Below are 20,828 nucleotides of genomic sequence, written 5' to 3'. Positions count from 1 at the left end.
ATATAGCCCCCAGGTGTGCCCTGAGTTTCACTAGTTTGCAGACTCTCCCAGTCTGCTTTACAATACAGCTATCTCAGCGTATCCCAAAGGAGGCTCGATCATGCCTGCAGAGCTCAATCAGAAAGCTCCAGACTTCACCACCAAAGTCTGTGATGGCGAAAAGTTTGAAGACTTTACGCTCAGCAAGGAGCTGGGCAAGGAGAATATCGTCTTAGCGTTCTTCCCTTTGGCGTTCAGCCCCGTCTGCACCAACGAGATGTGCTCGTTCCGCGATAATTTAAGTCAGTTTAGTTCACTAAAGGCTCGCGTCTACGGGATCAGCGTAGACAGCCCGTTTGTGCTCAACGCGTTCATCAAGGCTCACGATCTGAAGTTCAAGCTCTTGACGGACTTCAACAGAGAGATCAGCCGAGCATACGGGGTGCTCCACGAGGACTTGATGGGGCTGAAGGGGGTCTCCAAGCGCAGCGTCTTCGTGATAGACAAGCAAGGGGTAGTTCGATATAAGTGGGTGAGCGAGGACCCGCGGCAACTGCCGGACCTAGCTGCCATCCGGGGGGCGTTGGAGGGGCTTGCGTGAAAATTCTTTTAACAACGAGATTTTGGGGGCCTTGACAAGTGACTAACTCTGTGCTATAATGCGGGCGCTCCTCAAGGAAGGTCGCTCTTTGACAAGTGGATAGCATGAAGCAAAGCGCTATCTCTCTTTTACGTAAGGGAGATGGGCCCTTGAGTCTCTCTAGGATTTTCTAGAGGGTATGATCCCGGCTCAGGGTGAACGCTGGCGGCGCGCCTAACACATGCAAGTCGTGCGGCGGCAGGGCCGCAGCCTTGCTGAGGGGAGCCCCACAAGGGTTGCCCTCAGGAGGGGCTGCGGTCCTACCGCAGCGGCAAACGGGTGAGTAACACGTAGCTAACCTGCCTCCGCGACGGGGATAACCACTCGAAAGGGTGGCTAATACCCGATATGCTCACGGGGCTTCGGCCCTGCGAGGAAAGCTCCTGCAAGGGAGCGCGCGGAGAGGGGGCTGCGGCCTATCAGCTTGTTGGTGGGGTAACGGCCCACCAAGGCGATGACGGGTAGGGGGCGTGAGAGCGTGGCCCCCCACATGGGGACTGAGACACGGCCCTGACTCCTACGGGAGGCAGCAGTGGGGAATCTTCGGCAATGGGCGCAAGCCTGACCGAGCGACGCCGCGTGGGGGATGAAGGCCTTCGGGTCGTAAACCCCTTTTCAGGGGGACGAATAAGTCCGGGAGGAAATGCCCGGATGATGACGGTACCCCTGGAAGAAGCCACGGCTAACTCTGTGCCAGCAGCCGCGGTAAGACAGAGGTGGCGAGCGTTACCCGGATTCACTGGGCGTAAAGGGTGCGTAGGCGGTCGCGCGTGTCGTTGGTGAAATCTCCCTGCTCAACGGGGAGGGGTCCAACGAAACTGCGCGGCTGGAGGGCCGGAGAGGGAGGCGGAACTTCCGGAGTAGCGGTGAAATGCGTAGATACCGGAAGGTACCTCAATAGCGAAGGCAGCCTCCTGGCCGGTTCCTGACGCTGAGGCACGAAAGCGTGGGGAGCAAACCGGATTAGATACCCGGGTAGTCCACGCCCTAAACGATGCCGACTAGGTGTTGGCCTCGCACATGCTGGGCCAGTGCCGCAGCTCACGCGGTAAGTCGGCCGCCTGGGGAGTACGGCCGCAAGGTTGAAACTCAAGGGAATTGACGGGAGCCCGCACAAGCGGTGGAGCACGTGGTTCAATTCGATGGTAAGCGAAGAACCTTACCAGGGCTTGACATGCCCGTAGTAGGACCCCGAAAGGGGAACGAGCCTCCGGAGAAATCCGGAGGCAGCGGGCACAGGTGCTGCATGGCTGTCGTCAGCTCGTGCCGTGGGGCGTCGGGTTAAGTCCCATAACGAGCGCAACCCCTACCCCTAGTTGCCACCAGGTCCGCTGGGCACTCTAGGGGAACTGCCGGTGAATAGCCGGAGGAAGGAGGGGATGACGTCAAGTCAGCATGGCCCTTATGCCCTGGGCGACACACGTGCTACAATGGGCGGTACAAAGGGTCGCGAACCCGCAAGGGGGAGCCAATCCCAAAAAACCGCCCTCAGTTCGGATTGAGGTCTGCAACCCGACCTCATGAAGCCGGAATCGCTAGTAATCGCGGATCAGCCACGCCGCGGTGAATACGTACTCGGGCTTTGTACACACCGCCCGTCACACCAGCCGAGCGGGAGCGGCTCGAAGTCCCGCAAGGGCCGAAGGCCGCTTTCGTGAGGGGGGTGAAGTCGTAACAAGGTAGCCGTACGGGAACGTGCGGCTGGATCACCTCCTTTCTAAGGAGTTCTCTCCTTAGAGCTGCAGACGATCTTCCTTGAGGGCGCTTTGCTCATGCTATCCAAGCTTGTCATTCTCTTTTTTTTCTTTCCGGTCTTCTGTCCCATCGCGAAGTGACGGCAGTTGTCCCAAAAACGCGCCCTCGGCTGTCGCCCGCGTCACGAACCCGCCATCGCCACTCTACCAGAGGTCCTTCTCGTCTCTTCTTCAGCCCGCTAGAGTAAGAGCATCCCAGAGCGCTCGGATCAGGCGCTCCTTGAGAGAGTGTGGAGAGACTATGGTCAATCACTTCACGATGCTGAGCATGACCGGACGCCAAGGCGAACAGATCGCGCAAGCCCTCAGCGAGCTTGTTGAATCCACCAGCGGGCGGTTCTACAAAAAGGGCGAGGTCATCTACCAGCCAGGGGATGTAGACGAGCGGGTCTACTATATCAAGGCCGGCAAGGTGAAGTTGGCGTATCTCGATGAGAGCGGGCGCAAATTGACCTTAGCGATCTTGGGGGAAGGTGAGATCTTCGGGGAGATGGTCTTGGTCGGGGCCAAGCGCCGTGAACACTTGGCCCAAGTCTTGCAAGATGCGATCATTCACCCCATTGAGCGTGAGAAGTTCTTCTATCTCTTAGAGCGCAAGCCCTGGTTAGCCCTAGAAATTATTCAGCTCTTTGGCAAGCGGGCGCGGGATTTGGAGCAAAAGCTCGAAGATTTAGTCTTTAAAGACATCACGACGCGGCTCTCGCGCCAGTTACTCAGACTCATCGAGGAGCATGGCGAGCGGACCCCCGAGGGAACCCAGATCAGCTTCAAGATCACTCACAAAGAATTAGCTGATCTGATCGGGTCTGCCCGCGAGAACACCACCTCAGCCCTCAATCGCCTTGCCAAAGAGGGCATCTTGGACAAGAAGCGCTACTATATCATCATCAAAGATGAGGAGAAGCTCAAGGAGAAGAGCGGCACGCTCTAGAGCTTCGCGACGCTCTCAAGCAGGGCCTTCGCTTGGGAGACCGTCTGAGCGATAGCACTCAGAGGTGCCCCTCGGCTGAGCAACGCCTCCAAGACTGCTAATCTGTTCTCAAACTGTTCTCGGACCCCTTGCTTCGCTAAAGCTTCTGCCAACGCGCTCTGAGGGCTGTCTCTTATACACATCTGCAGCGTCAGATGTGTATAAGAGACAGGGCCGAGGCGGCATCGGCAAGGTCGCTGTAGTCGTGGTCAGCTGCCCGCAGCACCACATCTTCTGCCTGTAGGCCCGCCCGCTCTGCCGGGCTACCTGGCATGACCTGAGCAATGAGAATGCCGGGCTGGATGCGGGTAACCGAGGGGATCCCCAGCAGAGCAAACGTCAGCACCAGCACCAGGTAGGCAAAGGCCAAGTTGGCCAGCACTCCGGCACTCATCACCACCAGGCGATCCGCAAGGGGGCGGTTTTTCAAGAGATTCGGGTCATCGGGGGGGTAGGGGGAGCGCTCGTCATCGTCAGGAAACCCTACGTAGCCTCCCAAGGGCAGCGCGCGAATGGCATACTCTGTTTCCTTGCCCTGGTAGCGCCACAGCACGGGGCCAAACCCCAGCGAAAAGCGGTTGACGTGGATCCCTTGCAGTTTGGCTGCTGCGAAGTGGCCCGCCTCGTGCACCAGAATGAGGAGGGCTAGGATGGCGATGGAGAGAAGAATCGGCATGTGCTGGCAACAACAAAAGAGGAGACAGCTACCCTCGCAAGAGAGGGGAATTCAGCCCGAAGTCCTCGGGGCAGGGATCCTCAGAACACCTGCTCCACTTCTAGGATGTCGGGGATCCTCTCCCGCAACTTGCGCTCAATGCCCATCTTCAGGGTTAGGGTAGAACTGGGGCAGGCGCCACAGGCCCCCTGCAGGCGCAGCTTCACCACTGGGCCATCGATCTCCACCAGCTCTACATTGCCGCCATCAGCTTGCAGATAGGGGCGCAGCTCGTTGAGGACTTTTTCCACATTTTCGGCAGTTAGTTCTAGGGTTTGGGCCATGGTTCCTTCTAGCTTGCTCAGACCTTGATTGGTGGCGTTAAGCTTGACTAGCACTTAAGCCGGCCAGGGATCGCCCTTTTTCAGCATAGCCTCCTTTTTCTAGAGTTTGGGGAGGAGATCCGCCTCCAGCCCGAAGACTAGAATAGGGGGCAGGTTTGCCCCTTGCTGACAGCTTGCCATTCCCAGCAGGGGCACTTTCCGCGCCATGTTGGACATTTTACTCATTGCAATCTTCATCTTAGCGGGCTCGGGCCTTGGGTTCTACGGCCTGGATTTGCTCCCCCCTGCTGCTCTTGAAGGAGCCAACGTCGAAGGGGCGCGCGTGGTTACTGGCGGCTTTGGGGCCTTGGCAGGTTTGGCGCTGGGATCCCTGGTGCGCTGGGGCTACCGCCGCTTCGAGGCCAACGTGCGCTCGCTGCCACCGGATGTGTTGATTAGCCGCTCGGTAGGATTGGTCATTGGCCTGGTGATTGCCAACTTGGCTATGGCTCCTGTCTATTTACTGCCCCTGCCCCAGGAGCTGAACAATTTTCTGGAACCCCTGGCCTCTGTCTTCTTTAGCCTCTCCTTTGCCTACTTGGGAGTGAGTTTGGCCGATACCCACGGCCCGGCGCTGTTGCGCCTATTCAACCCTAACTATGCCCTACAGGCGGCAGCAGAAGGGAGTGTGGTGGCAGCCAGCCCCAAGGTTTTGGATACCAGCTCCATCATTGACGGGCGCGTGGCTCAGTTGATTGAGAAGGGCTTTCTGGAGGGAACGCTAGTCGTTCCCCGCTTTGTGATTGCCGAGCTACAGGCCATTGCTGACAAGGCCGATCCCCAAAAACGGGAGCGGGGTCGGAGGGGGCTGGATACGCTGCAGGCCCTTCGCCAGGCCAACCCCAACTGCTTTGTTATCCACGAAGCCAACTACCCTGACCTAAACACCGTCGACGAGAAGCTGGTGCGCCTTGCCCAAAGTGTGGGCGGGACGCTGGTAACTACTGATTACAACCTAAAGAAGGTAGCTCTGCTGCAAGGGATCAAGGTGCTGAATGTCAACGAGCTGGCCGAGGCTTTGCGGCCTATCTACATCGCTGGCGATAGCTTCGACATCAAGATTACTCGTGAGGGCAAGGAGCCAGGCCAGGGGGTAGGCTATCTGGAAGATGGCACGATGGTGGTGGTGGAAGAGGGACAGCGGGCCGTAGGCAAAACTCGCTCGGTCGTGGTTACTGGCTCCATCCAGACCTCGGCAGGGCGAATGCTCTTTGCCCGCCTTGCCGACAGAGACTCCAACCCCACTACCTCAGCTTCCTCTGCAAAAACCTAAGTTCTGGATCCCAAGAGCTTGGTTTTTCAAAGCTCAAAGCAAGGTGGGTGTGCTTCGACCGGATCTCATCCTCTACACGCAGGATCGCCAGCAGCGCTTTCAAAGCTTTTACTGGGAAGGCGCTGAGAGCTACGGCATCTACCCGCAGCAGATTGTGGCTGCCCAGCAGAGGTGGGAGTTGGTGAACGGGGAGGAGTACCAAGCCAAGCTCAGCCAGGTGTTTGCGGCAGGGGAGCCCCTGCAGCACGAATGCCAAGTCCTCTCGCCCCGCTACAAGCTGCATTTGCACCTTTGCCTCAACCCCGTGCGGGATACAGAGGGGGAGGTGGTAGCTGTTGCGGTGGTGGGTAGAGTGCTGGGGGCAACGCCCTTCAACTTGGCTGGAGGGACAAGCAAGACTCCTAGGTCGCCCTATTCCTTCAGTGACGGTGAGCCGCTCCAGGCGGTTACAGCTCAGCTTCTGCGCAGCATTGGCCACTCGGCAGGTATCCGCGAGCTGTGCCAGCAGACGGTAGAACAGTTGGGGCAGTTGTTTGGGGTGGATCGGTGTCTACTTGCCCTCTACGAGGTGGGACAGGATTTCCTGACGGTTAACGCCGAGTACCGCTGCTATCCGGAAACTCCCTCGCTGCTCAACCAGACGCTGCGGCTAGGAGATCACCCCCATTTGCTCCAGGCCCTTAGACAGGAAGAGCCAGTGGTAACAGAACGCCACCTAGCCGTGGCCATGTGCTACCGCAGCTATCCCAACAGCTTGCTTTGGCTAGAAGTGCTGCCCCCCAAGACAGCTCCTGCCTGGCAGACCGGCCACTTCCAGCTGCTGCAGATTATTGCCACCTACTTGGGTACTGCCATTGCCCACGCCAGGTTGCTCGAACAAAGTCGCCAACTGGCCACCCGTCTGCAACTGGCTAACCAAACCTTGCTTCAGAAAAACAAAGAGCTAGAGCTGGCCCGCGCCCAAGCAGAATCGGCCAACCAACTCAAAAGCCAATTTCTGGCCAACACCTCCCACGAGCTGCGCACCCCTTTAAACAGCATCATCGGCTTCATTAGGCTGGTACTGGATGGAATGGCCGAAAGCCGGGAAGAGGAGCTGGACTTTTTGCAGGAAGCCTACCGCTCTGCCCTGCACCTGTTGGCCTTAATCAACGACGTGCTGGATATTGCCAAAATTGAAGCCGGCAAACTGGAGTTGCAGTTTCAACCCTGCGACCTGCAAGCTCTCTTCAAGGATGTGGAGGCCAAAACCAGTTTGCAGGCCAGTCAAAAGGGATTGCAGCTCAGCTTTCACCTGCCCCCCACGGCGGAGCCCATTTTGCTCTACGGCGACTACCAACGCCTGCTGCAGGTGATGCTTAACCTAGTGGGCAATGCCATCAAGTTTACCCCCAAGGGTTCGGTAACGGTGCGAGCAGACCTCCTGCCTGGCGAGCCAGGGATGGCCCGCATTCGCGTTATCGACACCGGGATCGGCGTGTCGTTGGAAAAGCAGCAAAAGCTGTTCCAGGCCTTCACCCAGGTAGATGGCTCCACCACTCGCCAGTACGGGGGCACCGGCCTAGGCTTGGCCATCAGCCAACGCCTGGTGCAGGCAATGGGGGGGGAGATCCATTTCTACAGCTTGGGAGAGGGATTGGGCTCCACCGTTACCTTTACCGTGCCGCTCTACCGCCAGCCTCTCCCAGGGAGGGATCCCAACCTGCCCCAGGAGAAGACGCCGGTCTCACCCTGATTCTCCAGCCGACAGCCCACCCATGCCCTATCCCCGCAAGCGCTTTGGCCAGCATTGGCTCAAAGATCCTGCTGTCCACGCGGCAATTGTGGAGGCCGCCCAGTTGCCACCACCCCAAGAGGGCAGGGATCCCCCCTGGGTGCTGGAGATTGGCCCAGGTACGGGGCAGTTAACACGGCGGCTGTTGGCCCAAGGCGCCCAGGTGGTGGCAGTGGAGATCGATCGGGATCTGTGCCAGTTGCTGCGCAAGCGCTTTGCCAACGAGTCCCGCTTTCAGCTATTGGAGGGAGATTTTCTGCGCCTGCCGCTCCCGCCTCAGCCCCGCCTGCTGGTGGCCAACATCCCCTACAACCTCACTGGCCCCATTTTGGAGAAAGTTCTGGGATCCCCAGCCCAGCCGGTGAGGCAGTTTGAGCGCATCGTCTTGATGGTGCAAAAAGAGCTGGCTGAGCGCCTGCAGGCCAGCCCCGGCAGCAAAGCCTACGGCGCTTTGAGTGTGCGGGTGCGTTACCTAGCTGAGTGCGAGCTCATCTGTCGCGTGCCCCCCAGCGCCTTCCAGCCTCCTCCCCAAGTGGAGTCAGCAGTGGTTCGCCTCACTCCCCGCCCTGCCCCCACCCCCGCCCACGATCCCCGCTGGTTCTCCCAACTGGTTTGCCAGGGCTTCTCTGCCCGCCGCAAGCAACTTGTCAACGCTCTAAGAGGGCTCGTGGATCGCGAGACCGTGGCCGCCGCTCTGGCCCAACTCCGCCTCAGCCCCACGGCGCGCGCCGAAGAGCTGGATCTGGGCGATTGGCTGGCCCTGAGCAATCTACTGCTGGAGCAGATGCCTAGGATGGCTGCCGTTTCCGGCAAGGGAAAACCGCGGTAGGGTGAGAGGGAGTTCTCGCCCAGAACAACCTATGCTCAACAACCAGGGCAAACAGATCCTTGTTACTGGAGGTACCGGTGGGCTGGGGCTGGGAGTAACCCCTGTGCTCCTGGACACAGGGGCAGCGTTGACCTTGACCTACCGCCAAGAAGAGGAGCTGGCTGCTTTGCGGCAGCGCCTGCCAGCCAATAGCCTGGATCGGGTGCGCTTTGTGCAGGTGGACTTGCTGAACGAAGCGGCTGTGGCCCGGCTCATTGACGATCTGCCCCGCGTCGATGGCTTGGTGCACCTGGTGGGTGGCTTTGCCATGGGCCCCACCCACGAGTACAGCCTAGAAGCTTGGCGGCGCGACTTCGACCTCAATCTCACCACCACTTTTTTGGCCTGCAAGCACAGCCTGCGCAAGATGTGGCAACAGGGTTATGGACGAATCGTAACGATAGCCTCCCGAGGGGCAGTAGAACCGGGATCTCAGCTGGCGGCCTACTGTGCCTCCAAAGCCGGGGTAGTGGCCCTCACCCGCACCATTGCCGCCGAGACCAGAGGCACCGACATCACCGCCAACGTCATCCTGCCCAGCATTATTGACACCCCCGCCAATCGCGCCGCCATGGGATCTGAGCAGGCAGAGCTGTGGGTGAAGCCGGAGTCGATTGGGCAGGTGATTGCCTTTTTGGTCTCGGAAGCAGCCCGCGATCTCAGAGGGGCAGCGATCCCGGTGTATGGCAATGTCTAATCCAGTTGGTTGACCCAGCCACCAAGCACCTTACCATGATAGGAGATATGGGCTTATTTTTGTGCCGTTCTTTACTATGCTGAAGCAATGGTTCTCGGGTGGTTTACGTCGGCAAATTGGCCGCATTGAGGTGGCGGGAGTTATCGATAGCAAAACCCGGGAGCGGGTTCTCAAAGCCTTGAAAGAGGTGGAAGAAAAACAGATCCCTGCCGTGGTGCTGCGCATCGACAGCCCTGGCGGGACGGTGGCGGACTCGCAGGAAATCTACAGCGCCCTTGTGCGCCTGCGGGATCGAAAAGGTATCCCCATTGTGGCTAGCTTTGGCAACATCGCAGCCTCGGGGGGAGTTTACATTGCCATGGGAGCGGAAAAAATTGTCAGCAACCCTGGCACCATCACTGGCAGCATTGGTGTTATCATTCGCGGCAACAACCTTGAAAAGCTGCTAGACAAAATTGGGATCTCCTTTAAGGTAATTAAGTCCGGCCCCTACAAAGATATCCTCTCCTTTGATCGCGAGCTGACTCCCGAAGAGCGCAACATCCTCCAGGAGCTGATCGACATCACCTACAACCAGTTCGTGCACACCGTTGCAGCGGCGCGACGGCTGAGCGTGAGTGTGGTCAAAACCTTTGCCGATGGCCGCATTTTCAGTGGCGAGCAAGCGCTGCACTTGGGAGTAGTTGATCGCTTGGGAACGGAAGAAGATGCTCGCCTCTGGGCGGCTGAACTCGCAGGGCTGCCACCAGAGGCCAAGTTCTACGATCTGCTGCCCCGGCGCAGGGGGTGGGCCCGCTTCCTGCCCGTCGCAGAGGCCCTGGAACGGTTGCACTTTGAGGTCAGTACTTCTGGCTTGCCCCTGTGGCTTTACACCGGCCCTTGAAGGGCCCCTCTTAGCGGCCGCGTGAAAAGAGCCGCTGCTTACTCCTCTAGCTGCCAGGGATCTTGGGCCACCTCCTCATCGAAGATGCGGGGCGGGCGCATGGCCATTAGCACTTGACCCAAGAGGGGAGAGGGGGGCAAGTCCTCGTCGATCCACTCCAGGGAGAGCCATCCCTCCCGATCCACTAGAAAAACCCCCGCTCTCCCTTCCCAGGTGCGAACGGCGCGATCGACCACTAGCAGGACGGGATCCCGCTCCTCCTCAGCGGCCACCGGCTGGTCCAAGAGGGATCCCAGGAGTTGATTTTCCACCTGCAGGGCCACGGGATCAGCGGCCCTCTGAAGGGCTGGCCAAGCGGGCAAAGCTATCCACATCTGTCCAGCGGCACTGCTGACCCAGCCAAAAGGCCCCTGCGGTGCAGCAGGAGGGATCCCTTCCCAAGTGGCGGTGGCTAGCGGCAGGGATCCGGCCACGGGCAACAAGCGAGGCAACTCCTCTTCCGGGCGAAATACCGACAGCCTGGGCAAGAGCTTGCGCCGGGAGCCGAGAGCCAGCGTCGTCAGGAGCTGCTCGATCTGGCGGCGGGCGGTTTCGCTGTGGACATACTGGAGAGCCCGGCCAATGGCCCGTGTCCGCTCCTGCAGATCGCGGCTTTGCTGGGCAGTCTTCCAGGCTTGATAGGCCACTGCGTCGCCGGGGTGATCCGTAAACCCTTCCGGAAGCTGCCGCAGTTGGGCATAGCTTTTCACAGCCCGAGCAATCTCGTGGGCCTCCCCGGCACCTAGGTTGCGGCTGACCACCAGCTCCGCTACCCGGATGCGATCCTTGGGGGAGAGGATGCGCAGCTCGTAGAGGATGTCGCTACCTCGCTGGGCAAAGTGCTCCAAGAGGGCCGCGCTGGCGCCTGCCTTGGCCATTCCCTCGTAGACTTGGGCGGCAACAACCATCTGGTTTTGTTGGGCAGGCTCAAGCCCCGTTGCCTCAAAGATGGCCTGGGGGGTCATTTTCTGGTGCTGCAAGCTTTGGCAGGCCTTGGCCCAGTCCAACCACCCTCCCTCCCTGCGCCGCAGCTGCTCCAGCAACCCGCTGGGGGAGGGTTCAGGCAAATGCTGACTCATGGCAAAGCTTCCTCCGCAACCACTACCAGAAAGCAGGGCAAAGATCCACTGGAATCCCAAAGGGCGGCAGCTGGCCACGCCGAGGCCAGGTTAGAGTACGATTTTAAGGACTTTCCCTGGGCCAAGTTAGTCCAAGGGAATTACTCGGGCAGCATGGCCCTCCCCTGGCAACTGGTTGAAATCCAATTGCCACAGCTCAAAGCGCTGCAGCTCCCCGGCCTTGGGCACCTGCAGCCAGACCCGTCCCTTTTTTCCCACCTGCAACACTCTGGAGGCGGCGGGCACGGCCACCTGGGCCAAGGGGTCCCCCCCCTTGCTGTACAGCCAGAGGGACAAGAACCCCTCCCCCTCCTGACACAGCAGCAGCACGCCCCAAGGGGCCTTGGCTATCTGGACAGGCCACCCTTTTAAAAACCAGCGGCGCAGGCGCAGCGGGTTGAGCTGGACTACGCCAAGGTGGGGGCAGCCGCCCTGTCTCTCGCCCTCGCTAGGGGCGAATAGCAGCCGTTCTCCCAAGCTGAGCACCTCCCCTCGGGGATCTAGCGGCAGGCGATAGCAAAGCGGCTGCACTCCCGTCTGCCCAACTCCTGGATAGGGCAACACGCTCATGTCCACCCATTGCCGTCCCCGCCCTACTAGCAGCACCAGCTGCTCCGAGAGGGCCAGTAAACGGGGCAGGGATCCCGTTGGCACCTGCCAAGGCCAGCGGAAGTAGCAGTGGAACTCGGGAAAAGGTTGAGCTGCAGTTGGCCCAGTTGGCAGCCATTGCACTGCCCCAATTTCCTTGGCAGTGGCCCAGATGAGCTCCTGGCGCTCCTCTAGCCAGGTGGCTTGCCACCTCTCCTCAAAACTCAGGAGGGTGCGGATGCGGGTGGGACTGAGGTGCAGAAGGCTACTTTTGGAAACAGCCAGGGCTTCTGGAAAAGTCCCCAGGAACACCACCTCCTGCAGGGGCTCGGCCAAGGGAAAACAGGCCAGCGGCGGCGCCCCCAGGGCAAGGGTCTGGAGTTCCAGCCACTCTAAGCTCTGGGGGGTAACTCGCAGCAGCAGGGGGGAACGGCAGCCGCTGGGATCCTCACAGACATAAAACTTCTGCAAGCCGCCGTTGGCTGGCAGATCCCAAACCTGAACCCCGGGGGGGGACTGGCGCAGCAGGCGCGGGCCAACCCAACAGGCAGCTGGCTCTTGCCACTTCTGGGCAACCGCCGCCAGGGCCGAACGCATCTGCGCTGCTGTGCGGAACCGCCGCAGGGGCAGCTTGCGCAAAGCCACCTCTAGCACCTCCTGCAAAGGCGCCGGGATCCCCTCCGGACAGACAAACCGCTGGTTGAGGTGGGCGTGCATCAACTGGGGGGGAGATCCGGAAAAGGGCCGCCGGCCCGTCAACAGCTCCAGCAGGATGATTCCCACCGCATAGAGATCCGAGGCAGGGCTAAACTGACCGTAGAACCGCTCGGGAGCCATGTAGGCCGGTGAGCCGGTAGCAGCGCTCTCCCGAGGAACTGGCTGCGGCTGGCGGGCAATGCCAAAATCGGTCAACTTCAGTTGCCAGCCCTGGGGCGTGGGCTTAAGCAAAATGTTCTCGGGCTTTACATCGCAGTGAATGACTCCCTGCCCATGGGCATGGTCTAGGCCAGCCAGGATCTGATCCACAAAGCCCAAAACCAGCTTGACGGGCAGCCACAGCCCCTGCTCCACCTGGTTGATCAGCTCCCGCAGGGTACCTCCCTCGCAGTACTCCAACACCAGATAGCGCCCCTCGCGGGCATGTTCCAGGGCGTAACAGCGGGTGATGTTGGGGTGGTTTAACGTCAGCAGATAGCGCAGCTCCCGCAGTAGGTTAGGGGTGGGAAAGCGCTCCAGCGGCAGCTCCTTGAGAGCCACCAGCTTCCCTCCTTGGCGGGGCCGGGCGCAGAAGACTCGCCCATACTGTCCTTGTCCAGCCAAGCCTAGGATCTGGTAGCTGTCGTGGATTGACTTGGTGGTGCGGGTGCGCCGGGACACAGTCTAGCCCAAGGGGAATCGCTTTCCTTGCTTGGGGCGGGATCCACCAGCAAAAACTCTGCTGAGCTCCAAAGGCTAGGAGCCGGTTAGCTGCTTGAGCAGTTCTGCCGCGTGGGTTTCCACCTTGACCTTAGTGATAACGGCCTCGATCTTCCCCTCCGGGTCGATAACGAAGGTGGTGCGGTGGACGCCGTTGTAGACTTTGCCCATGAACTTTTTCGGGCCGTAGACCCCGTAGGCAGTGGCCACCTTAGCCCCCTCATCCACCAACAACGGAAAGGGCAGTTGCAGCTTCTGGGCAAACTTTTGGTGGGAGCGGGCATCGTCGGGGCTCACCCCCAGGATCTGAATCCCGTGGGCTCGATAGTCGGCATAGGTGTCCCGAAAGCCGCAGGCTTCTTTGGTGCAGCCGGGAGTGTTGTCCCGTGGGTAGAAGTAGAGCACCACCCGCTGGCCCCGCAGTTGGCTGAGGCTAATCGGCCTACCCTCGGCATCCGGCAGGGTAAACTCCGGGGCAGGATCCCCAACAGCAAGGGGCATGGGCAAGATCCCTCCTTAGGTTGATTTTTTAGGAGCAGGTTTAGGAGCAAGGATCATCGTAATGTTCCGACCCTCCTTCTGGGGAGGCTGCTGCATTTCCGCCACCTCTTGTAAGTCTCTGAACAAGCGGTGCAGTAACTCTTCCCCCAGCTCGGCGTGCTGTGCCTCGCGGCCACGGAACATTACCGTAGCCTTCACCTTGTCTCCCTCCCCCAGGAACTGTTGGGCACTCCGCAGGCGCACGTGGTAGTCGTGCTCGCCGATGTTGTAGCGAAACTTCACTTCCTTGATCTCGGCAGTGTGTTGTTTCTTGCGGGCCTCCCGTTCTTTTTTCTCTTTCTCAAACTTGAACTTGCCGTAGTCCATAATGCGGCAGACAGGAGGATCCGCTTTGTCACTCACCAAGACCAAGTCCAGATCCTTTTCCTCTGCTATGCGCAGCGCTTCCTGAGGACTCATGATCCCCAGCTGGGTGCCATCGGTATCGATGAGACGGATTTTGGGGAAGCGAATCCGCTCGTTGATAGCGGGCAGCTCTGCGCGCTGCTTGGGGGAAGAGGGGTCAAGTGGACGTTCGACGGACAAGTTCTCCTCTCTCTGAACGAACAACAGAATTTAGTTTACTTTGCGCCGCTGCCGGCCAATGGGCAAAAAACCCTGTTATTGGCCAGAAGGGCAGAAGCTTCTGCACTTATACTAGCCGGTATTTCCTGTTTCTTTCTAGAAGCTTTGGGCTTGCCCACGGGAAAAATACTGCTGGATTGGGGTAACAACTGCGGTAGGATAGCCAGGTGGCAGCCCTGCTGGCAAAGAGGGTGGGGCAAAGTTAGCCTTCTAGTTTACAGGGAGGGCAAAAGCGGTGCAACTGGGTTTAACGGAACGAGAACTGAAAGAGCTGGCTCAAAAGTCCGTCCAACTGATCCTTAGCCCCCGCGAAGGCGACAGCGAGGCGTTGGCCCAGTATAAGACTTCGGCAGAGTTTCGGGCGGCAGTTCACTTGGCCTGTGCAGCCATGGTGCTGGTCTTGGCGGAAAACAACGAGCGCCTCAGCCAGCAGTTGGCTGCTTTGCAGGAAAAGGGATCCAACCCCGCCAGCTAAGCCAGCCAAATGGCCATGCCTTCACAGGTGCGCAGCGAACGAGACTCGATGGGGGAGTGGCAACTGCCCCAGTCGGTGTACTACGGCATTCAAACGGCCCGCGCCCTGGAGAATTTTCCCATCAGCGGCCTCAAGCCGCTGCCAGAGTACGTGGAAGCCTGCGTGCTGATTAAAAAGGCGGCGGCGGAGGTCAACGGCGAGCTGGGCTGCATTCCAGTGGAGGTGGCCAGGGCCATTGTCCAAGCAGCCGATGAGATCCTGCAGGGATCCCTGCGGGATCAGTTTGTGGTGGATGTGTACCAGGCCGGGGCAGGCACCTCCCACCACATGAACGTCAACGAGGTGCTGGCCAACCGGGCTTTGGAGATCCTAGGGGAGCCCAAGGGCAAGTACGAGCGGGTCAGCCCCAACGACCATGTCAACTACGGCCAATCCACCAACGATGTCATTCCCACCGCCATTCGCCTGGCAGCCCTGCTGCGGGTGCGGCGGGATCTTTTGGGCACGCTGGACAACCTGGTGGCGGCGCTGGAGCAAAAGGCCCAGGAGTTTCGCGACATCCTCAAGGCGGGCCGCACCCATTTGCAGGATGCCGTGCCGGTGCGCCTGGGAGACAGCTTCGGCGCCTACGCAGCCATCTTTGCCCAACATCGTCAGTGGATCGAGGAGGCCAGCCAAGCCCTGTGCAGCTTGGGGCTAGGGGGAAGCGCCGTGGGCACCGGCCTCAACACCCACCCCCAGTACCGGCAGAAGGTGGTGCAGCGGCTGGCAGAGTACACCCAGTTGCCCCTCACACCGGCTCCCCATCCCATGGCGGCTATGCAGAGCATGGCTCCCTTTGTGCACCTGTCGGGATCCCTGCGCAACCTGGCCCAAGACGGCATCAAAGTGGCCAACGACCTACGCCTGATGGACTCTGGCCCCAAAACTGGCCTCAAAGAGATCCAACTGCCACCCGTGCAGCCTGGCTCCTCCATCATGCCTGGCAAGTACAACCCGGTGATAGCTGAGATGCTGAACATGGTCTGCTTTCAGGTAATCGGGCTAGACACCGCCATCACCTTGGCAGCTCAGGCAGGGCAATTTGAGCTCAACGTGATGATGCCGCTGATTGCCTATAACCTCCTGCATAGCTTGCAGATCCTCAACAACAGCCTGCGCGTCTTTACTGAGCGCTGCGTCCGCGGCATCAAGGCCCAGGCAGATCGCTGTCGCAGCTATGCCGAGGGAACCCTGGCTTTGGTGACTGCCCTCAATCCCTACATTGGCTACTTGCAGGCGGCAGAGGTGGCCAAGATCTCCCTGGAAACCGGGAAGCCCATCCGCCAGATCCTGTTGGAGCGCAACTTGATGGGCCCGGAAGAAGTGGCCAAGGTACTGGATCTGGAGGCGATGAGCCAGATGCAGGCCTGACCCATTGCTAGAGTGGAGGTGTACTGCTTCCCCCTGACCATGACCGTTACCCCTTATCGCTGGCCCACCCAGCACGACCTGCCCGACACAGACGACACTCCCTTGGACAACGAGGATCAAGGCCGCCAATACCCCCTGCTGCGGGAACCGCTGCTGCTGCACTGGTCAGACCGGCAAGACTTTTTTGTGGCTTGCAATATGGGCCTTTACTACGCCCTACCCCGGCAGGTCGTTGTTCCAGATTTGTTTCTAGTGCTAGGGGTTCCTCGTTGGCGGGATGGCACTGCCCGCAAAAGCTATGTGGTTTGGGATGAAGGGAATATCTTGCCTGTCCTCATCTTGGAGATCATTTGCAACGACCTGGGGGAAGAAAAACCCGGGCAAGCCAAGTTCCAGCTCTATGAAAGGCGGCTGCGGATCCCTTACTACGTCACCTTCGAGCTAGAGACCAGTGAGTTGAACGTTTATCAGCTCCAAGGCGGACACTATGAGCTGCTCCCCGGCTCAGGCGCTGGGGAACATCCCCCAATTCTGTTGCCCGATTTGGACTTGAGCATCGGTCGGTGGTGGGGATCCTACGAGGGGCGAGAACGCTTTTGGGTGCGCTGGTACGACAGAGCAGGGCAATTGTTGCCCACGGCAGCGGAGTTAGAGCGGCAACGGGCAGAGTTGGAACGGCAAAGAGCAGAAAGGGAACGGGAACGGGCAGAAATGGAGCGGCAGCGGGCAGACCTAGAACGCTCCCGGGCCGAACGACTGGCCCAGCGGCTCCGAGAGCTGGGAGAAGACCCTGAGCTTTAAAGGGATCCCCATACCCCCTACACTGGAATCCTGGCATTCCAGGGGGGATGATGACCAGACAACAACTCAGCCTGCAGACAAAGCTGGCCTACGGGGTGGGGGATCTGGGCACGGGCATGACGGCCAGTATCCTCATTTTTTTCCTGCTGCCCTTTCTCACCAACACCGTCGGCATGGCAGCAGGCTTGGCCGGCAGCATCTCCGCCCTCACCCGCTTTTGGGATGCCATCAACGATCCCATCATCGGCCTCCTCAGCGACCGCACTCGCAGCCGTTGGGGTCGCCGCCGCCCCTGGCTCCTGTTTTCAGCCATCCCTTTTGGCCTAACCTTTGTAGCGCAGTGGTGGATCCCTTTTCCCGGTCGAACTGGGCTTCTGTTTGCCTACTACCTGGCGGTGTCGCTGCTGTTTAACGCCTTCTACTCGGCTGCCAACATCCCCTATGCCTCCCTGACGGCGGAGCTGACCCAGGATTACGACGAGCGCACCCAGCTTAACCAATTCCGCTTTGCTTTCTCGGTGGGGGGCAGCATGGTTGCAGTGGCCACTTTTCCCCTCTTGGTTAACCTGCTGCCGGATCGAGCTAGTGGGCATTTGCTGGCAGGGAGCTGTTTTGGGGTAATCTCCACTCTGCCTCTAGTGCTTTGCTTTTGGGGGGTGCGGGAACGGCATCAGTCCTGGCGGGATCCGCTGCCTTTGCTCCAGCAGTTGGGGGTGGCCCTCAGCAACCGCCCCTATCTATTTGTAAGCGGCATCTACCTATGTTCCTGGCTGGCATTTCAGTTTACGGCCACCATCATCCCCTACTTCATCGTTTTCTGGATGGACTTGCCCGAGGTGTGGATTTCCCTGGTGGTGCTGGCGGTTCAGAGCGTTGCCGTGCTGACCCTGTTTGCCTGGACGCGACTGAGCGCCCGGCTAGGCAAGCGCGCCATGTACCTGATCGGGGCGGGGTTCTGGTTGATCGCGCAGGCAGGCCTGTTCTTCCTACAGCCCGGCCAGGAGCAGCTCATGATTGCGCTGGCGTTGTTGGCAGGAGCAGGGGTTTCAGCCACGGCCTACCTCGGGCCTTGGTCGATGTTGCCAGATGTCATTGACCTGGACGAGCTGCAAACCGGGGAGCGGCGGGAAGGGATCTTCTATGCCTTGATGGTGTTCCTGCAAAAGGTAGGCCTGGGGCTGGGGCTGTTTTTCCTGGGGCAAGTTCTAGATTGGGCTGGCTTTATCCCTTCGGTAGCTGGAGAGCCTCTGCCTTCCCAGCCCGAATCAGCCTTGCTGGCCATCCGCCTCGCCATCGGCCCCCTGCCGGCAGTGGCTTTGATTGGCGGCATGTGTCTAGTGTGGCTTTACCCCATTACCCGGCAGCGCCATCGGCAGATCCTGCAGGAACTGGAAGCAAGACGGGCTGGACGCTCCTCGCCTCCTAGTTGAGGATAATGCGTAGGCCACTGCCGGAGGACTGCCCTGGCCCAGGGTTGGGCAGAATCCGCAGGCCGCTGCCGGTGGGCCGGATCACGTTGTCGGCAAAGAGGGTGTTGGGGCGGCCATCCCGCTCGTACACTACCACCTCGCTAGGGTTGAACTGGGAGCGGCAGAGGATGGGAGAGTTGTCGGCAGCGGTAGCGGCGCTGCAGCGATAGCCAGGGGCAGAGACCACTTGGCCCTCTGCATCGATGGAAAAAGGAACTCTCCCGGGTGGGATCGGAGCAAAAAGCGGCTGGTTGGGGTTGAGGATGAGCAAGCCACCTGGGCTGGGTTCGACAACAATCCCACGCTCGTCGATGACAATCCGCTGCGCCTGGGCAGGAGCGCCAGCCCCCAAGAGCAAAGCCAGGCTCAGGCTGAGTTGGAGGGGAAGAAACAGCTTCATCGAACACCTCCTTTGGCCCGAGGCCATCCCACTGTTCATCCCAGCGGGATCCCTGGCTTGATCTTGGCCCAGACAGCGGGGGCAATCTAGGGCAGAAACCGTCACCTCGGTTGCCAGAATGGGCACCTTAGCTTGACTACCATAGCCCTGAGCGGCCCAACGCCAGCCCCACCACTAGCATGCCCAACACCAAAAAAGGCTGAGCGCTGGCCTGGTATTTCACGTCGTTCTTCAGCGGATCCCGCAGCAGGTACATGTCTTGGAAGGTGATCTGGGGGAGAATGAGCAGCACCAAAACCGCGGCGTAGAGCTTTAGACCAGCTCCCAGCAAAAACGCGGCCATGCCAAGCTGAAACAGGTCGATCATCAGCGCCGCGATCCAGGCTGCCCCCATGGCGCCAAACATCACCGGCAGCGAGGCCAGGCCAAACTGCCGATCTCCTTCCATGCTCTTGAAATCATTGACCACGGCAATCCCCAGGCCCGCCAAGCTGTAGAGGAGGGTTAGGATGCAGACCGTCCAGTTCAGCTCGCCAAATAGAGCGTGGCCCGTCCACCAGGGCAGGGCGATGTAACTAGCGCCCAGGGCGTAGTTGCCCAGCCAGCCGTTGCGCTTCAGCTTCAGGGGCGGCGCCGAGTAGATGTAGGCCAGCAAGGCTCCCCCCAGGGCAATGCCGGTAATCACCGGGAAGGGGTGGCCAGTATACCAGTCGAGGGCATAGGCCAGCGCCAGCCCCAGGATCAGCAGCACCCAGATTTGGATGACCACCCGCCGCAGGGAAATGGCCCCGGAAGGGATGGGGCGGTAGGGCTCGTTGATGGCGTCGATGTCGCGGTCATAGTACTCGTTCAGAGTTTGCGTGTAACCTGCCATCAGAGGGCCGGCTAGGACCATGCCCGCCAAGACTAGCGCCACGTTCTCCCAAGTCCAGGTGAAGTGGCCAGAGGAAGCCGCTCCCGGGATCAAGCCCCACATCAACGGGATCCAGGTAACCGGCTTCATCAGTTGCAGGTGGACTTGCCAGATGGAGCGAGACTCTACCTCCGCCCCCTTCATGCCCAGCAATTGGCGGAGACGGCGGCCAAGGGATCCCTTTTCAGAGCCCGCGGCAGTTTTGGGAGCAGCAGGATCCCCAGCAGGGGCCGCTGTGGCTGGATCGTAGGAAGTCGTTTCGTTCATGGTGAGGTGCGCAAGCAAACTTAAGCGGGGATAGCCATCCCTATTCTGCGGCATTTCCCCCCTTCCCTCAAAAGACCTCAAGGAACGTCTTAGTCTGGCAAGCGGGCAAGTCTAACGCCTGGGTAGTAGTAGGCCAAAATTTGGCGGTAGCTCCAGCCCCGGCGGGCCAATTCCTGGGCACCCCACTGGCTCATGCCAATGCCATGGCCAAACTTGGGGTAGGGACTAAAGTCCGGCAGGCTCTGCAGGTAAGGGATCCCGTCCACTCCCACAGTTCGGCTTCCGGCACTGGCGCTGTACATGGCATTGACAAACTTTCCTCCATACACCAAGACCACGCCGCGGGTAGCCCGTGTTGCCTCTAGGGCGGCTGCCGAGCGCTGCGAGAGGCCGCGGTACACCTGGGAGCGGGTGTCGCTAAACACATCAAACCAGCGCCGGGAATTGCGGTGGTAGAGGACATAAGTGCGAGCAGCTACTGCCTGCGCCTTCAGGGCCTCCGGCAAGAAGCGGGCTCCCATCTCAGCTTCCACCACACTGGCCACATAGTCCTCGAGGTGAACGTAATTGATGGCTTGCACGCGGTTGTAGCCCATCAAGAGCACCTTGCCGGAATACCAGCGGCCGTTGACTGCCACAAGACCCCCCTCCGGCGGCTCGATGAACAGCACTGGGCTCACAGCCTCGTGCAGGTGTACTCCCCGGCGGCTGGGGCGGGCCCAAAACCCCCGTAGGGGCGGCAGATCTGCCAACACCTCTCCGCGACCATTGGTCAGCCGGGCAGGCAGAGAAACCCCCACCACCAAAGGACTGGTGGTATCAGCCAACTGAACCCGCACCGTTACCGCCCAAGCGCCTTCCACCTCTCCCCCCCAGAGGCCCAGCAGCAGGGATCCAAGGAAGGCAAGCCAACGCCGTGCTTTCATCT

19 protein-coding genes, 1 rRNA gene and 1 pseudogene are annotated in these 20,828 nt (G+C 60.0%); 12 read left to right on the top strand and 9 right to left on the bottom strand.

What is annotated here, in order from left to right; all coding sequences use genetic code 11:
- Positions 1-100: 100 nt before the first annotated feature.
- The 3 genes from NW804_RS07980 (at position 101) to NW804_RS07970 (ending at position 3,304) form a co-directional block, all read left to right on the top strand.
- The gene (locus tag NW804_RS07980; protein WP_414423265.1) at positions 101-580 is read left to right on the top strand and encodes a peroxiredoxin; all 480 of its coding nucleotides are present in this window, start codon (positions 101-103) and stop codon (positions 578-580) included.
- A 166-nt stretch (positions 581-746) separates the two neighbouring features.
- A 16S ribosomal RNA gene (locus NW804_RS07975) occupies positions 747-2,336 on the top strand.
- Positions 2,337-2,614: 278 nt separating this feature from the next.
- Positions 2,615-3,304 carry a Crp/Fnr family transcriptional regulator gene (locus NW804_RS07970; protein ID WP_414423264.1) on the top strand — a complete coding sequence of 230 codons (690 nt, stop codon included), beginning with the start codon at positions 2,615-2,617 and terminating at the stop codon, positions 3,302-3,304.
- Between the two features lie 211 nt (positions 3,305-3,515).
- Here the strand turns inward: NW804_RS07970 and NW804_RS07965 are convergent.
- Positions 3,516-4,019, bottom strand: a pseudogene (locus NW804_RS07965) (site-2 protease family protein); the annotation flags it as partial.
- Between the two features lie 80 nt (positions 4,020-4,099).
- Entirely contained in the window at positions 4,100-4,342 is a 243-nt protein-coding gene (locus NW804_RS07960) for a NifU family protein (RefSeq protein ID WP_414396728.1), read from the bottom strand.
- A gap of 205 nt (positions 4,343-4,547) precedes the next feature.
- Between NW804_RS07960 and NW804_RS07955 the strand changes: the two genes are divergently transcribed.
- From NW804_RS07955 to sppA, 5 genes are all read left to right on the top strand, one after another.
- Positions 4,548-5,654: a PIN/TRAM domain-containing protein gene (locus NW804_RS07955; RefSeq protein WP_414410037.1), complete on the top strand. Its 1,107-nt coding sequence runs from the start codon at positions 4,548-4,550 to the stop codon at positions 5,652-5,654.
- A 49-nt stretch (positions 5,655-5,703) separates the two neighbouring features.
- Positions 5,704-7,389 carry an ATP-binding protein gene (locus NW804_RS07950; RefSeq protein WP_414423263.1) on the top strand — a complete coding sequence of 562 codons (1,686 nt, stop codon included), beginning with the start codon at positions 5,704-5,706 and terminating at the stop codon, positions 7,387-7,389.
- Between the two features lie 22 nt (positions 7,390-7,411).
- Complete coding sequence (gene rsmA, locus NW804_RS07945; RefSeq protein ID WP_414420054.1) at positions 7,412-8,257, top strand: 16S rRNA (adenine(1518)-N(6)/adenine(1519)-N(6))-dimethyltransferase RsmA; 846 nt, start codon at positions 7,412-7,414, stop codon at positions 8,255-8,257.
- A gap of 31 nt (positions 8,258-8,288) precedes the next feature.
- The gene (gene fabG / locus NW804_RS07940; protein WP_414396123.1) at positions 8,289-8,993 is read left to right on the top strand and encodes a 3-oxoacyl-ACP reductase FabG; all 705 of its coding nucleotides are present in this window, start codon (positions 8,289-8,291) and stop codon (positions 8,991-8,993) included.
- Positions 8,994-9,069: 76 nt separating this feature from the next.
- Positions 9,070-9,876 (top strand): signal peptide peptidase SppA, encoded by an 807-nt coding sequence (gene sppA / locus NW804_RS07935; RefSeq protein WP_414420053.1) that lies wholly within the window; start codon positions 9,070-9,072, stop codon positions 9,874-9,876.
- A 38-nt stretch (positions 9,877-9,914) separates the two neighbouring features.
- Here sppA and raf1 read toward each other — a convergent pair whose 3' ends face one another.
- The 4 genes from raf1 to infC all read right to left on the bottom strand — a co-directional run bounded on the left by raf1 (position 9,915) and on the right by infC (position 14,123).
- A complete protein-coding gene (raf1, locus tag NW804_RS07930) occupies positions 9,915-10,994 on the bottom strand; it encodes a RuBisCO accumulation factor 1 (RefSeq protein ID WP_414423262.1) in 1,080 nt (359 codons plus the stop codon).
- Between the two features lie 126 nt (positions 10,995-11,120).
- Positions 11,121-12,998: a serine/threonine-protein kinase gene (locus tag NW804_RS07925; RefSeq protein ID WP_414423261.1), complete on the bottom strand. Its 1,878-nt coding sequence runs from the start codon at positions 12,996-12,998 to the stop codon at positions 11,121-11,123.
- 75 nt (positions 12,999-13,073) lie between these two features.
- On the bottom strand, positions 13,074-13,538 hold the full coding sequence (gene bcp, locus NW804_RS07920; RefSeq protein WP_414396129.1) for a thioredoxin-dependent thiol peroxidase: 465 nt from the start codon (positions 13,536-13,538) through the stop codon (positions 13,074-13,076).
- A 15-nt stretch (positions 13,539-13,553) separates the two neighbouring features.
- A complete protein-coding gene (infC, locus tag NW804_RS07915; protein WP_414405020.1) occupies positions 13,554-14,123 on the bottom strand; it encodes a translation initiation factor IF-3 in 570 nt (189 codons plus the stop codon).
- A 274-nt stretch (positions 14,124-14,397) separates the two neighbouring features.
- Here infC and NW804_RS07910 point away from each other — a divergent pair, with 274 nt between their 5' ends.
- Genes NW804_RS07910 through NW804_RS07895 form a run of 4 tightly spaced genes read left to right on the top strand, consistent with a single transcriptional unit; the run spans position 14,398 to position 18,281 of the window.
- Positions 14,398-14,637 carry a hypothetical protein gene (locus NW804_RS07910; RefSeq protein WP_414396133.1) on the top strand — a complete coding sequence of 80 codons (240 nt, stop codon included), beginning with the start codon at positions 14,398-14,400 and terminating at the stop codon, positions 14,635-14,637.
- Between the two features lie 9 nt (positions 14,638-14,646).
- A complete protein-coding gene (locus NW804_RS07905) occupies positions 14,647-16,050 on the top strand; it encodes an aspartate ammonia-lyase (RefSeq protein ID WP_414420050.1) in 1,404 nt (467 codons plus the stop codon).
- Between the two features lie 39 nt (positions 16,051-16,089).
- Positions 16,090-16,851, top strand: a complete 762-nt coding sequence (locus NW804_RS07900) for a Uma2 family endonuclease (RefSeq protein ID WP_414420049.1) — start codon at positions 16,090-16,092, stop codon at positions 16,849-16,851.
- A gap of 50 nt (positions 16,852-16,901) precedes the next feature.
- Positions 16,902-18,281: an MFS transporter gene (locus tag NW804_RS07895; protein WP_414423260.1), complete on the top strand. Its 1,380-nt coding sequence runs from the start codon at positions 16,902-16,904 to the stop codon at positions 18,279-18,281.
- Here the strand turns inward: NW804_RS07895 and NW804_RS07890 are convergent.
- The 3 genes from NW804_RS07890 to NW804_RS07880 form a co-directional block, all read right to left on the bottom strand.
- Positions 18,274-18,720, bottom strand: coding sequence for a hypothetical protein (locus NW804_RS07890; protein ID WP_414423259.1), 447 nt, complete (start codon positions 18,718-18,720; stop codon positions 18,274-18,276). The genes NW804_RS07895 and NW804_RS07890 overlap by 8 nt on opposite strands.
- 136 nt (positions 18,721-18,856) lie before the next feature.
- A complete protein-coding gene (gene chlG / locus NW804_RS07885) occupies positions 18,857-19,900 on the bottom strand; it encodes a chlorophyll synthase ChlG (protein WP_414423258.1) in 1,044 nt (347 codons plus the stop codon).
- Positions 19,901-19,989: 89 nt separating this feature from the next.
- Positions 19,990-20,826 carry a SpoIID/LytB domain-containing protein gene (locus tag NW804_RS07880; protein ID WP_414396145.1) on the bottom strand — a complete coding sequence of 279 codons (837 nt, stop codon included), beginning with the start codon at positions 20,824-20,826 and terminating at the stop codon, positions 19,990-19,992.
- Positions 20,827-20,828 lie beyond the last annotated feature (2 nt).

The sequence above is a fragment of the Synechococcus sp. WC10meta genome (assembly GCF_047461475.1).
The sequence above is the reverse complement of the archived record's forward strand: the minus strand, read 5'-3'. Positions and strand labels throughout refer to the sequence as shown.

Excerpts from the sequence above, each read along its gene's own strand:
- NW804_RS07955 (WP_414410037.1), top strand. The coding sequence starts at position 4,548 with ATGTTGGACATTTTACTCATTGCAATCTTCATCTTAGCGGGCTCGGGC.
- bcp (WP_414396129.1), bottom strand. The coding sequence starts at position 13,538 with ATGCCCCTTGCTGTTGGGGATCCTGCCCCGGAGTTTACCCTGCCGGAT.
- NW804_RS07880 (WP_414396145.1), bottom strand. The coding sequence starts at position 20,826 with ATGAAAGCACGGCGTTGGCTTGCCTTCCTTGGATCCCTGCTGCTGGGC.
- NW804_RS07970 (WP_414423264.1), top strand. The coding sequence starts at position 2,615 with ATGGTCAATCACTTCACGATGCTGAGCATGACCGGACGCCAAGGCGAA.
- NW804_RS07900 (WP_414420049.1), top strand. The coding sequence starts at position 16,090 with ATGACCGTTACCCCTTATCGCTGGCCCACCCAGCACGACCTGCCCGAC.
- raf1 (WP_414423262.1), bottom strand. The coding sequence starts at position 10,994 with ATGAGTCAGCATTTGCCTGAACCCTCCCCCAGCGGGTTGCTGGAGCAG.
- NW804_RS07905 (WP_414420050.1), top strand. The coding sequence starts at position 14,647 with ATGGCCATGCCTTCACAGGTGCGCAGCGAACGAGACTCGATGGGGGAG.
- rsmA (WP_414420054.1), top strand. The coding sequence starts at position 7,412 with ATGCCCTATCCCCGCAAGCGCTTTGGCCAGCATTGGCTCAAAGATCCT.
- fabG (WP_414396123.1), top strand. The coding sequence starts at position 8,289 with ATGCTCAACAACCAGGGCAAACAGATCCTTGTTACTGGAGGTACCGGT.
- chlG (WP_414423258.1), bottom strand. The coding sequence starts at position 19,900 with ATGAACGAAACGACTTCCTACGATCCAGCCACAGCGGCCCCTGCTGGG.
- sppA (WP_414420053.1), top strand. The coding sequence starts at position 9,070 with ATGCTGAAGCAATGGTTCTCGGGTGGTTTACGTCGGCAAATTGGCCGC.
- NW804_RS07960 (WP_414396728.1), bottom strand. The coding sequence starts at position 4,342 with ATGGCCCAAACCCTAGAACTAACTGCCGAAAATGTGGAAAAAGTCCTC.
- NW804_RS07980 (WP_414423265.1), top strand. The coding sequence starts at position 101 with ATGCCTGCAGAGCTCAATCAGAAAGCTCCAGACTTCACCACCAAAGTC.
- NW804_RS07890 (WP_414423259.1), bottom strand. The coding sequence starts at position 18,720 with ATGAAGCTGTTTCTTCCCCTCCAACTCAGCCTGAGCCTGGCTTTGCTC.
- NW804_RS07895 (WP_414423260.1), top strand. The coding sequence starts at position 16,902 with ATGACCAGACAACAACTCAGCCTGCAGACAAAGCTGGCCTACGGGGTG.